We start from the raw sequence: 13843 nt of genomic DNA on the forward strand, positions 1-13843 counted from the left end.
TTGATTCTGGTAATACTACCATATTAATCATGAGGTTGCACTCACCATGAATCAGACACTGCTTTCCGAATTTGGTTCTCCAGCTCAACGTGTGCAATATGCACTAGAGGCGTTGAGAAATGGTCAGGGGGTATTAGTACTTGACAATGAGCAGCGTGAAAATGAAGGTGACATGATCTTTGCTGCAGAAAATATGACCATTGCGCAGATGGCCCTAGCTATCCGTCACGGTAGTGGTATTGTTTGTCTTTCTTTAACTGAAAAACGGCGAGAGCAACTGGGGTTACCGATGATGGTAAAACATAATAACAGTCATTATCAAACACCATTTACTGTTACTATCGAAGCTGCTCAAGGGGTTAGTACTGGGGTATCTGCCGCGGATCGTTTAACAACGATCCGGGCTACTATTAAAGATAATGCTAAACCGACTGATCTTAATCGTCCCGGGCATGTTTTCCCGCTCTGTGCACAAGATGGGGGTGTGTTGGTACGCGGAGGACATACTGAAGCGGCTGTGGATTTGACCACTCTTGCTGGTTTGACACCGATGGGTGTACTGTGCGAAGTGACTAATGATGATGGAACGATGGCGCATGCGCCAGAAATTGTGGTCTTTTCCCGGAAATATAATATGCCCGTATTAACTATTGAAGATTTGATGGCTTATCGTAGCGCGCTAGCTAGCGAAGTAAGTTAAAGATCATCGCAACTCGTATTTTATAGATCCGGCATCCTTCACTAACTTGTGCATCTCTATTCAATGTAGATAGTTTTAGTAGATAAAAATCCATGCATACCATAACAAACATCCATTTATTAATTAAATTCACGGGTATTATTGTTTATATATGGAGTATCACGTCAGTTTTTGAATTGAATAAAAAATATTTGTTAATGATTCTCTTATAACTAGATGAATATCTAATATGGGTGATAAGATTGTTTTACAGTCTTATCCCGTTTTTATGGCTTCTATGGATTCGCAAATGTATTACGAGAATACTTATTATTATTTTATCATGTATGTTTATGAGTCTATTTTTTATAGACCATATTTATATTTATTGTAAATACAGTGATAGATTCAATCAGTACTGTATTTTTTATCTTTTTAGATAATTAATTTAATTTTTATTTCTCTGTGATTTCTTGTCTTTCGAAGACTAAAATAGGTTTTTCAGTTCTTTTATTTTGTGCTGTAGTACCTGATGGATATCCATAAGTTCTGATTAGTTAAAGCGTACAAAGAAATATTGTATATTAATTACACCTATATTGTATAGTTTTATAGAGAATAAAAAATATAACGTGGTATAATCTATACCGATAAAAAGTGTTTTGTGATTCTCTTATTAAGAGACTGTACACTATGCTTAGCAAAATATCTAGATCAAGAATCTGTTTCTGTTAAATATTGTACGCTATGAGTAAAGTGCTACGAGATTCCTCTAATGATTTTTCTCCATAAAACAGTTCGAGAATTTTATAAAAAGAAAACAAAGAGGGAGATTTATTAGACAGTAAGATAGTATCTGATATGAATAATAGATAATATAAATGTGGTTTTCAAGGAAATGTTATTTCCTGGCATTATTTTCTTACCATTTACTATATAGTAGATTTATTCAATTGTAATTAAACAACTGATACAAATAGTTTTTAAGAAAAAACCATGACATTTATATTAAAAATAAATGGTTAATTTCAACAGAGGAAGTAAAGTTATGCCATATAAAGTCCGGGCCTATATTATGTTATATTAATTTTTATATTTGATAAGGTTATTCACTTATTATAGTATAGGTATATATAAGATAATAGGGCTAATCATTACTCTAAAAATTTAATTGCATTAGAAAAATGAATACGTTAATAGCATATTGCACTCCTTACGTCGAAAATATAGAAAGATTACAAGTGAAATATGGATCTAAAATGTGTTACATTTTTTTCTAAAAACACTTTAAGACCAAACTTTTAAGTCAGAGTAAATAATACCATCGGTGAGTTTTTTATGGGATAAAAAGGATAATGCTGATGATCAATGCATTATCTTTTTGCGTGATTTCGGGTATACGGAAGGTATTCCTATATTAATTTTTAGAGTTGAATGAGAACGTACAATTTTAAATTAGTTAAAAAGATACGCTATGTTAGTATAACTGAAATCTGGTATTTCCATGCTAATGTATGCCTGAAGATTATTACTGTGGATAAAGTTGTACTTATGATCTAGAATCACTTGATTAATGTTGAAAACAAAATTCTATTACTGTCTATAAAAGATGAACAAAAGTTAACGTTGTTTTTTTTCATATAAGGCTGTATATTTGCATGAGATACAATGGTATATTAACTAGAGTATATACAACCAGTCGATAAAAAATGTAAGTGGTATTGGTGAAACACCAAGCAGATCATCTTTGATGAATAAAATTAAGCGTTATGAAATTCTTTATCGTATGCGCATAAATAATCCTCATCCTACTACTGAGTTGGATTATGACTCGCCTTTCCAGCTTTTAATTGCGGTACTCCTCTCTGCCCAGGCCACAGATGTCAGCGTGAATAAGGCTACTAGTCATTTATTTTCGGTGGCGAACACGCCAGAAGGTATGTTATCGCTGGGGATAGACGGAATCAAAGCGCATATTAAATCTATAGGATTATTTAATAGTAAAGCGGAATATATAATCAAAACTTGCCGATTGCTGCAAGAAGAGTATCAGGGGGAGATACCAGGAGATCGAACCGCGTTAGAAACCCTACCGGGAATCGGACGTAAAACCGCCAATGTATTTCTAAATGCCGTCTTCTCCCGTCGGACTATTGCAGTGGATAGGCATGTTTTTCGTGTTGCTAACCGTACCCGATTCGCAGTAGGAAAAGATGTGAAAATAGTTGAGAAAAAGCTTTTGGCTGTTGTGCCGAAAGAGTTCAAGCGTAATTGTCACCATTGGTTTATTCGACACGGTCGAAATACCTGTCTTGCCCGAAAAGCGCGCTGTGGATCCTGTTTTCTTGAAGATCTTTGTGAATATGATAATAAAAATATTTAAAACATGGTTATGTAGGCATCTTGTTTTTATAGAGACGACACTGGACTAAACTCACGTGTTATATTAGAGTTCACAAAACTAGTGTGTCAATGTGTTTTTTTACTTTGGCCACATATTTTCACACCACTAAGAAGGATTGTTGAATATAATCGCATTATTAGTCAGTATTTTTGTTACGTGATTTATCTCGAGTAAAAAGGGTGTATCAGAAGGTTTTATTAAATACTTATACAAGTGCGTCTATATTTGGAACTCAGTTCAATAGGCAGTGTTTCGATACACTTTTTGTTTTTACAGTGAGAAAAACCTGATCGAGATACGGTAGAATATAAGCAGGGAGGTATTTACCTATCAGGACTAATAAACCGAAAGTTACCGTGAATTTCATTAATAGATAAACATTATTATCCATAAGAGAATGAGGCGTATGTTTTCGATCTGAAACACCGCTGGTTTTTTTATTAATTAATATGTGTTGGAGAAGTTTGATCATACTTACCTATTCGCTTCCTGAATATAATATAGAACTTTATCACTCATCCAGATTTATAGTAAGCCTGATTAATGAGTGATATCGTCACTATAAATATTATTGGTTACTGGCGCGATAACCGGGAAAAAAATCACTTTTAAGATCCGGGTTGTCATTTAAGAAACAAAAGAGTTTTTATCCATTGCCATTATGCTTTATAGGGGTTTTTGACGCGATCATTTATGGATGATGAAATGTGATGGGATTTAAAATCCCTGCTGTTTTCTCGTTTCTGACAGATAATACTATCGGTTAAATCGTAGGTATTTACGGTTTTGGTGTAAAAAGGATGACTTGACGTTTGTACCTGTCTGTTTTTATATCAGTATATTGCTATCAGATTTAACTGATTGTTTATATTAGCACGGAGCATAGTGTTATATAAAAATAAAATATTCAAGTATTAATATAAAGTATGCAAAAGAAACGCCTTGGTTATCTTTATCTAATAGGAAATAGTTTTTATAACTAGCACATAAGACCTGATGATTTTTCTACCGATGCTAAATAATCTGTTACCGAACAAAAAAAGAAATTCTTTGGGTATGCAAGTTAGTATTAAAGTAGCGCCATAGCTTATGAATAGATAGGAAAACTTAAGGGGATGGTCGAGCGACATGACAGTGTATAGAAGATAGGCTCTTAAAGCTGAAATAGCTATTTTGGTGAAGCGATAGCTAATTAGCATTAGGTATTGAAAATCTATGACAGTCTATGAAAATAGTTAGATCTTTAAACTGAATATCTTAAAAATCGATGCTCCCTTACAAGATACGATCGTTGAGCTCACCAATATTCTATTGACCATTTATTATAAGCAGGACTGCGTTATGAATAATCCTTTATTGACTGCGTTTACATTACCCCCTTTTTCCGCTATACGGCCGGAGCATATTTTACCTGCTATAAAAGTTGTGCTTGAAGATTCCCGTTGTGCCATCGAGAAAGTTATCGCACAACCTGCTCCTTTTTTTTGGGAAAATCTTTGTCAGCCGTTAGCGGAAGCGGGTGATCGTTTGAACCGAATTTGGTCGCCAATCAGTCATTTAAATTCGGTGAAAAACAGTCAGAAATTACGGGAAGCTTATGAAGAATGTTTGCCACTATTGTCTGCGTATAGCACTTGGGTAGGACAAAATCGCTCTTTATATCAAGCTTATAAAAATCTACACTCTGGTCCGTATTATGGCCAGCTTAGCGTGGCCCAGAAAAAAACAGTAGAGAATGCTCTTCGAGATTTTAAATTATCTGGTATCGAGCTAACAGCGAAAAAACAACAGCGTTACGGACAGATTGTTGCCCGACTATCAGAATTAAGTTCGCTTTATAGCAATAATGTGTTAGATGCAACTATGGGCTGGAGCAAGTTGATTACAGATAAACACACCTTAGTCGGTATACCAGAAAGCCAGCTTGCTTCCATGCAAGCTCAGGCGAAGATGCGTCAACAAAAAGGATGGTTGCTGACGCTCGATATTCCTAGCTATGTATCGGTGCTTACCTACTGTGATAGTGCTTCTCTTCGTGAAGAGCTTTATCGAGCCTATAATACCCGTGCTTCCGATCAAGGTCCAGATGCCGGAAAATGGGATAACGGACCCATCATGAGTGAAATGCTGATGTTACGTTATGAGGTGGCCCAACTACTGGGATTTGATAGTTATGCTGATAAATCATTAGCTACTAAAATGGCGCAGAATACTAATCAAGTCATTGATTTTCTTAATGATTTATCAATCCGTGTTCGCCCTCATGGTGAGTGTGAATTAGCAAAACTATGCGCGTTTTCACAACGCTACTTCGCTCGAGATACTCTGGAGCCGTGGGATATTGCTTATTATTCTGAAAAACAAAAAAAACATTTATTCTCCATAGATGATGAACAACTGCGACCCTATTTTCCTGAGAAACGGGTGATAAGTGCTTTATTCGAGGTTGTAAATCGTATTTATGGTATTACCGCTAAAGAACGCTTCGATGTAGAGATCTGGCATCCAGAAGTCCGTTTTTTTGATCTTTTTGATGAATGCGGTGAGGTGTGTGGTAGTTTTTACTTAGACTTGTATATTCGAGATAATAAACGTGCTGGTGCCTGGATGGATGAGTGCATGGGTAAGATGCTGAAAAGTGATGGTGAATTACAAAAACCAGTGGCGTATCTTACCTGTAATTTTAATCGCCCGATAGGGGATAAGCCAGCCTTATTTCTCCATGATGAGGTTATTACGTTGTTCCATGAGTTTGGTCATGGACTTCATCATATCCTCACTCGCATTGACACCCCCGGGGTGGCCGGTATTAGCGGTGTTCCTTGGGACGCGGTGGAGTTGCCAAGCCAGTTCATGGAAAATTATTGTTGGAAGTCTGAGGCGCTTTTATTTATATCGGGGCACTATGAAACTGCAGAATCTCTTCCTGATAACCTGTTAAAACATCTACTTGAAGCAAAAAATTATCAAGCAGCAGTATTTATTCTGCGCCAGGTAGAGTTGGCTCTGTTTGATTTTTGCATACATGTTGAATATCAACCTGAGTGTGGTGCACGTGTACTTGAGATTTTAGAAAAAGTTCAAACACAGGTGGCAGTGATGCCGAGTGTCTCGTGGAGACGCTTCCCTAACACGTTCAGCCATATCTTCGCTGGTGGATATGCGGCGGGATATTACAGTTATTTGTGGGCGGATGTCCTAGCGGCGGATGTTTGGTCGTATTTTGAAGAGGTGGGGATATTTAATCGTGATGCCGGTCGAGCTTTTCTTAACACGATACTCTCACGTGGTGGTTCTGAGTCGCCGATGGTACTTTGTATACGATTTCTTGGCCGAAAACCGCAGTTAAATGCTATGCTTCGACATTACGGTATTCAAGAGTCCTAGAGAGTTTGAAGAAGGTTTTTTTAAGTAGCGAACCAGGTATAGATCCTCTAGCATTGAAGTTACTAACTATGCGCTGGGGTTTGGTAAGCGACCCCCAGGCTGTTATAGCACTGGTAATTACCTCTAATAGGCTAGAATTGCGAAAACGGGATGAGCCAAAATTAGGAGCGGTTGCTGTGGATTTCGTTACTGGCGCTATGGCGTATCGATGTCGCTATGGCGGTGGGCGTAGTGAAGCAGTAGCTAAAGCAGTGGGTATCAAAGGGGCATGGTTACCAGATATTGTTGATGCAACTGCTGGATTGGGGCGCGATGCTTTCCTACTGGCTTCCTTAGGTTGTCGAGTGAGAATGTTTGAGCGTCATCCGGTGGTAGCGGCTTTGCTAGAAGATGGTCTACGCCGAGCGTATACCGATCCGGTGTTGAATTCCTGGTTGCCGGAGCGTTTGACGTTGTATCATGACTCTAGTTTAAGTGTATTACCTCAGTTAAAGCCCGTTCCCGATGTGGTCTATCTCGATCCGATGTTTCCAAATCGGCATAAAAGTGCTTTAGTAAAGAAGGAGATGAGAGTATTTCAGATTTTAGTAAGTAGTGATAAGGATGCTGATGGACTACTAGCTCCTGCTAGAGCTCTCGCGATACGTAGGGTCGTTGTAAAAAGACCTGATTCCGCACCGCCGCTAGCGGGTATACCGTCGCAGGGTGCGATTTTCACCAAGAATCATCGATTTGATATTTATCCATCATAGGTGTTTGAATACTGGGTTAATTCCTGCAACTGCATTAGAAGCCTGCTGCTTACTCTTTAGTAAAATTTAATTATTTATTATATCTTTTGTTGGGGATATCAAACAACCAAAGTGTTGTGCTTTTAATAAACTCGCCATTACAGGGTGGGACCGATAGATAGAAATAAGTTTATAAATAGTTTGGAGAGAAAACAAGAAGAGAAAGCATTAGTGGTGTTAGTGTTTTTAGAAAAACGGTGGAAAATTTTTCGATATTGACACAATCATCAATGCCTTTACATCACGATTTGCAGTGTGTGTTACTGATACCTACCAGTGCCCATAGAATAGAAAAAACGCCATGAATTAGTGTAATCTGTGATATTTATCAGCTAAGATCTCTTCCTCGGTAGTCAAAAATATATTGAAATGCGGTTTGTTTGTCTATTTGTCCTGCCTCCTGACAAACCGCTTAAGTATCTTGGCTAGTGTTGGTTTGGGCAACACCCCACGCCTTGCCCATTAGTTTTATCTGCTGTATCTGATAACAGTGTGTAACCCATCTAGATCGCATGGTGAAATTAGTTTAGGTCATCCCCCCGTATCTCGTTATGTCGTGGCCAATGCTCTTGTATCAAAGATACATTGTAGATACAGAACCTGGGAGTATAAAGTCTTGAATTAGTTTTTTTATCATTTCATGTAGGGTAATTTTAATAGAGTATTTTATTAATTTACGCCTTGTTCTTTGAGCCAAATATATAGTCATCCAATTTAGTTGGAATATAGAAGATACGTTAAACTTTATTTGTTTTAGCTAAAAGATTCAATGACACATAACGGCAATCTCTTTAACTGTAGTCTTACCCTTAGTTTTAGGTAATATAAGATAACGATATCTGATACCAATCTATGATTGGTGAATAATGTGACTCAGGTTGTTTAAAAGTAAACGCTTGAGGAATATTAATATTCATATATTAAGAGACAACGTATTACTAGTATCATTAAATCATATAAAACGGTGTGGATTATTGACAAATCTGAAAATCCGCTTAATAGATTTATCTTAAATTATTTGATGGATTAAGAAATGGTATTACGCTTTTTTGAAAAGCGTACAGTATATATGCGGTGCTGCTGGTTTTTTTTTAGCGTACCCCCTTGATGCAGAGCGGCATGACCCCATCTTGTTTGCATGCAACGTTGTTAAGCTCGGGAAAAAAGGAGCGCCGAAAATGCAAACGATTTTAGACTCCAGAATCAGCTTTACAACTATAACGAAATTGAACTTTAGTGGAGATGTTTAGATGGGAAAAATCATTGGTATCGACTTGGGTACGACCAACTCCTGTATCGCAATTATCGAAGGCAGTAAACCTCGCGTACTCGAAAATAGCGAAGGTGATCGTACAACCCCTTCTATTATTGCTTATACACAGGATGGTGAAATTCTGGTTGGCCAACCGGCTAAACGTCAGTCCGTTACTAACCCGCAGAATACATTGTTTGCCATTAAACGTCTAATTGGCCGTCGTTTTCGAGATGAAGAAGTACAGCGTGACGTCGGCATCATGCCGTATAAGATCATCGCGACAGATAACGGTGACGCTTGGTTGGAAGTGAAAGGTCAGAAGATGGCGCCACCTCAGATTTCCGCTGAGATTCTGAAAAAAATGAAAAAGACTGCGGAGGATTATTTGGGGGAGCCGGTCACTGAAGCAGTTATTACTGTGCCAGCTTATTTTAACGATACGCAGCGCCAGGCCACTAAAGATGCTGGTCGTATTGCTGGTTTAGATGTAAAGCGTATTATAAACGAACCAACTGCTGCTGCTCTAGCATATGGGCTCGATAAAAAAACCGGTAATCGGACTATTGCAGTTTATGACTTAGGTGGTGGGACCTTTGATATCTCGATTATTGAAATTGATGATGTAGACGGCGAAAAGACCTTTGAGGTTCTGGCAACGAATGGTGATACCCATTTAGGAGGTGAAGATTTTGATAGTCGTTTGATTAATTATCTAGTAGATGAATTCAAGAAAGAGCAAACGATCGACCTGCGTAATGATCCGCTAGCGATGCAGCGCCTGAAAGAAGCCGCTGAAAAAGCTAAGATTGAATTATCTGCTGCACAGCAGACTGATGTTAACCTGCCATACATCACAGCTGACAGTTATGGTCCGAAACACATGAACGTAAAAGTCACGCGTGCTAAACTAGAGTCACTGGTAGAAGACTTGGTTAATCGCACTCTGGAGCCACTGAAAGTAGCGCTAAAAGATGCTGGTTTATCCGTTTCGGAGATTAAAGATGTTATTCTAGTTGGTGGACAGACGCGTATGCCTCTGTTAGAAAAGAAAGTTACTGATTTCTTTGGTAAAGAACCGCGTAAAGATGTTAATCCGGATGAAGCAGTAGCTATTGGTGCAGCAATTCAGGGCGGCGTACTAGCTGGTGATGTAAAGGATGTACTCTTGTTAGACGTCACCCCACTCTCTCTCGGTATCGAAACGATGGGTGGAGTGATGACACCTCTTATTCCCAAGAACACCACCATTCCAACTAAGCATAGCCAGGTATTTTCCACCGCAGAAGATAATCAGTCGGCCGTAACTATTCATATACTACAAGGTGAACGTAAGCGGGCGGGTGATAATAAATCTCTAGGGCAGTTTAACTTAGACGGTATTGCGCCGGCTATGCGTGGTACGCCGCAGATTGAAGTGACGTTTGATATCGATGCTGATGGAATTCTTCATGTTTCTGCTAAGGATAAAAATAGCGGCCGTGAACAGAAAATTACCATTAAGGCCTCGTCGGGTCTAAATGAAAAAGAAATTCAGAAAATGGTACAGGAAGCAGAAGCTAATGCTGAATCTGATAGGAAGTTTGAAGAGGTGGTGCTAATTCGTAATCAGGCGGATCACTTGCTGCATAGCACTCGTAAACAGCTCAAAGAAACTGGTAACAAGGTATCAGTAGATGAGAAAACCACCATCGAAAAAGCAATAAAAAATCTAGATGCCGCGCTAAAAAGCGAGAGTAAAGCTGATATTGAAGCGAAACTGCAGTCGTTAATCCAGGTGTCTGGAAAACTGCTAGACGTGTCGCAACAGCAGGATCATCCGCCAGGCGAGGGCGATAATAAAGTAAACGATGATGTGGTTGATGCTGAGTTTGAAGAAGTTAAAGATAAAAAATAATTTCTTTAAACGGGTACGGCGGCGATAAATACTGCCAATGCTAGCAACCAACATGGGTGTTGGGGTAAAACTCTTCGCCCGTGCAAGCATCTTAAAGGCAGGAAGAGAGGAAGATGGCAAAATCAGACTACTATGAGATTTTGGGCATTTCCCGGAATGCGGAAGATCGTGAAATTAAAAAGGCGTATAAGCGTTTAGCGATGAAATTCCATCCAGATCGCAATCCAGGGAATACCGGAGCTGAATCAAAATTCAAAGAGATTAAAGAAGCTTATGAAGTTCTAACTGATCCCAAAAAACGTGCCGCTTATGACCAATACGGGCATGCAGCTTTTGAACAAGATAGCATGGGCGGAGGAACTGCAGATTTTAGCGGTATATTTGGCGATGTCTTTGGTGATATCTTTGGAGGTGGTCGGCGCCAGAATGTAAATCGGGGTGCGGATTTACGCTATAATATTGACTTGTCACTTGAAGAGGCGGTAAACGGCGTAACCCGTGAAATCCGCATTCCCACACTGGAAAAGTGCTATCTCTGTTCTGGTAACGGGACTAGGCCGGGCACAACGTCAGTGACGTGCTCGACTTGTCAGGGTCAGGGACAAGTGCAAATGCGTCAGGGTTTCTTTACTGTACAGCAGATGTGTCCTACCTGTCAGGGACAAGGTAAAATTATTAAAGATCCTTGCATAAAATGTCAAGGTCATGGTCGAATAAAGAAATCTAAAACTCTTTCGGTAAAGATTCCACCAGGTGTAGATACTGGAGATCGTATTCGCTTATCTGGGGAAGGAGAAGCGGGCGAGCGGGGTACGGAAACGGGAGATCTTTATGTACAGGTGCAGGTGCGAAAACACCCTATATTTGAACGCGAAGAGAGCAATCTTTATTGTGACGTGCCGATTAATTTTACTGTAGCTGCGCTAGGCGGTGAAATTGAGGTGCCTACGCTCGACGGTCGAGTAAAACTGAAAGTGCCAGCAGAAACTCAAACTGGTAGATTATTTCGTATGCGAGGAAAGGGTGTGAAATCACTGCGCGGAAGAACTCCAGGTGATTTACTATGCCGGGTCGTAGTGGAAACGCCTGTAAAACTCAATAATCGTCAGAAGCAGCTTCTATCTGAGCTAAAGGAAAGCTTCGTAGAACTAAATTCCAATCAGAAAAGTATGCTATAGAAAGGTGTGATTGACAATATAAAATAGCTACTTTTTATCTCCTGAATATAGCTAGAGCACAGTACGTCTCTTTCGACCTTCAAGAAATGTATAGGCTATGTTTGTAGGCCAATAGACTCTATGGTTACATGGATAGCATCCATGTAACCACTGCTCTCAAGAGTTTAATATAGAATCTCCTTTAAGCTTACGGTTTGATCTGAAAATAAAGGGTGTAATTAAGCGACTTGAAATCTTGTATATGATTTACATATCCATTTTGCTATAGTTATTTAACATGTACACTGTATTATAGTAGGTAAAGTCATATATTTTTAATATATGTTTTAATGTGTATGATGATGTAGTTTTTGCCTGTGATAGAATTGGGCTATAGGGATCAGGGTGTATATAACTACATAAAAGTAAAAGAAATATTGGTTGGAGGAATATAGCGATCTTAGTCGCTCACAGGGAACTCATGAGGTGTTATACCTCTGATAGAGACTTGAATAGCTGACCCTCGACGGTGCCAGGCACCAAGTACGGCTCGCTGACGCTCTCCGGATAGTTTGTGAATTTCTGGGCGGTGCGTATGTCCATGAATCATTATTGTTGCGCCACTATGCTCCATCATTTCCATGACCAAATAGGTGTTAACATCCATAATATCAGCTGATTTCCCAGCATTAGCGCGGAGGCTCTTAGCACGCATCCTATCAGCAATGCCTAGCCGAAGCTGTAACGGCAAAGATAAAAATAGTTGTTGTAGCCAACGTTGATGTACCCAATAGCGAAAATCTTGATATTCGATATCATCAGTGCACAATGTGTCTCCATGTAATATTAGGATTCGGAATCCGTTAAGGTTCATCACTTGCTGCGTAGGAAGTAACGTCATGCCGCAAGCAGCCGCATAGCGTTTGCCTAGCAAAAAATCCCGATTTCCGTGAACAAAATAGCAGGAGATGCCGCGATGATTTAGTGACTGAAGTGCGATAGCGATCTTATTGTGTAGCGGGTTGGGATCATCATCTCCTATCCACACTTCAAATAAATCGCCAAGAATATACAGTGATTGAGCAGAAAGGGCTTGTGTACGTAGAAAACGTAGAAAAGTGGCGGTAATTTCTGGTTCTTGTGCGCATAAATGAATATCTGCAACAAATAAACTTGACATAAATGCAGGGTTGTTCTCCTATCGGAATAAAACTAATGACTAAGTCTTATTTTGATCTGCTATTGCATATGTTTCCATGGTTGATTATATCGACTATATCCTGATCTTTGATAGAAGTTAGGAAAAACATAATACCATTAAAGATATGGAGGTGCTTTGACACAACATTTAGAGGTATATCATCAATCTTCTTGAAAAGATATATAGAAGGATAGCAGCCCGCCCCATTGATAGGGGCGGGGATAGAGTATTGTAATTATTCTGCAGGTTATTCTTAATTATGTTTTGAAAGAGTGACTGTTTTTATGCTGGAAAAATATTCAGGCTGTGGATTACTAAAGCCTCTATCACCCGGTAAAAAAACAAAAAAATGATTGATAGCACCTTTTTAACAAGGTTGGATAAGCGTATTGCTATAATTGATATTAATGTGATAATATGAAACCATTGGAATTTTTATATTTCGTAAGTTAGAATGCTTGTTATTAATAATTAATCTTTAACGGTGTGTTAATTGTTTGTAACCTGAAAAGATTTTTTATGTAATCTTATTGGAGCTAGAGATTCTCTTATAGAATAAACACTGTTATTAGGAGAGTGTAACTTATAAATTTATTCTGTAGATTATAAATAATCGTGTTCTAAACATCATTTTTCGCTCGTTTATTTTTTTGATAATGTCTGATATTTTCTGGCATAAACCTTTCAGGTGAGAGACTATTCTTAGTCTGTCTCTTTCAGACAGACTAAGAGGATTTTTTATTTGTTTTTAGCGGTGTGCTTTTGACTAACAAAAGCAGTTGATAGCTTTTATTGCCATTATCTATCAGACTCCATAGATAAGACATGGGAAACATTTAGTGAAATTGCTAAAATAAGTATCGCTTTTAATATTATTGACAAAGATTTGCATCTAGCTAAGTAAGTAAATTTATCCTTTTGCACCCTCTCTTCTACGCTATTTATCTAAATATATGAATAAAGTAGGAGAAAGTATACATCTTACATGATAGTACCAGAAAATTACAAAGAAGAAGAAAAGTTTTTGCTAGAAAAATCAGCACAGGCCGTCGCCTATTAAGGCGACGGCCTGTGC

Annotated in this window: 7 protein-coding genes; 6 read left to right on the forward strand and 1 reads right to left on the reverse strand. The window is 38.6% G+C overall.

Annotated elements, in window-relative coordinates:
• Window positions 1–46: 46 nt before the first annotated feature.
• The 6 genes from ribB to dnaJ all read left to right on the forward strand — a co-directional run bounded on the left by ribB (window position 47) and on the right by dnaJ (window position 11588).
• On the forward strand, window positions 47–700 hold the full coding sequence (ribB, locus tag GFK82_RS00700) for a 3,4-dihydroxy-2-butanone-4-phosphate synthase (RefSeq protein WP_226811024.1): 654 nt from the start codon (window positions 47–49) through the stop codon (window positions 698–700).
• 1729 nt (window positions 701–2429) lie between these two features.
• Window positions 2430–3062 carry an endonuclease III gene (gene nth, locus GFK82_RS00705; RefSeq protein ID WP_226811025.1) on the forward strand — a complete coding sequence of 211 codons (633 nt, stop codon included), beginning with the start codon at window positions 2430–2432 and terminating at the stop codon, window positions 3060–3062.
• A gap of 1362 nt (window positions 3063–4424) precedes the next feature.
• Complete coding sequence (gene prlC / locus GFK82_RS00710) at window positions 4425–6470, forward strand: oligopeptidase A (protein ID WP_226811026.1); 2046 nt, start codon at window positions 4425–4427, stop codon at window positions 6468–6470.
• 68 nt (window positions 6471–6538) lie between these two features.
• Entirely contained in the window at window positions 6539–7222 is a 684-nt protein-coding gene (locus GFK82_RS00715; protein ID WP_226811244.1) for a class I SAM-dependent methyltransferase, read from the forward strand.
• 1289 nt (window positions 7223–8511) lie between these two features.
• Window positions 8512–10410, forward strand: coding sequence for a molecular chaperone DnaK (gene dnaK / locus GFK82_RS00720; protein WP_226811027.1), 1899 nt, complete (start codon window positions 8512–8514; stop codon window positions 10408–10410).
• Between the two features lie 113 nt (window positions 10411–10523).
• The gene (gene dnaJ, locus GFK82_RS00725) at window positions 10524–11588 is read left to right on the forward strand and encodes a molecular chaperone DnaJ (RefSeq protein WP_282100994.1); all 1065 of its coding nucleotides are present in this window, start codon (window positions 10524–10526) and stop codon (window positions 11586–11588) included.
• 439 nt (window positions 11589–12027) lie between these two features.
• On the opposite strand, the gene GFK82_RS00730 is transcribed toward dnaJ, so the two are convergent.
• A complete protein-coding gene (locus GFK82_RS00730; RefSeq protein WP_226811028.1) occupies window positions 12028–12747 on the reverse strand; it encodes a UDP-2,3-diacylglucosamine diphosphatase in 720 nt (239 codons plus the stop codon).
• Window positions 12748–13843: the final 1096 nt, after the last annotated feature.

This window comes from Candidatus Steffania adelgidicola (assembly GCF_020541225.1).
Taxonomy (GTDB): domain Bacteria; phylum Pseudomonadota; class Gammaproteobacteria; order Enterobacterales; family Enterobacteriaceae; genus Steffania; species Steffania adelgidicola.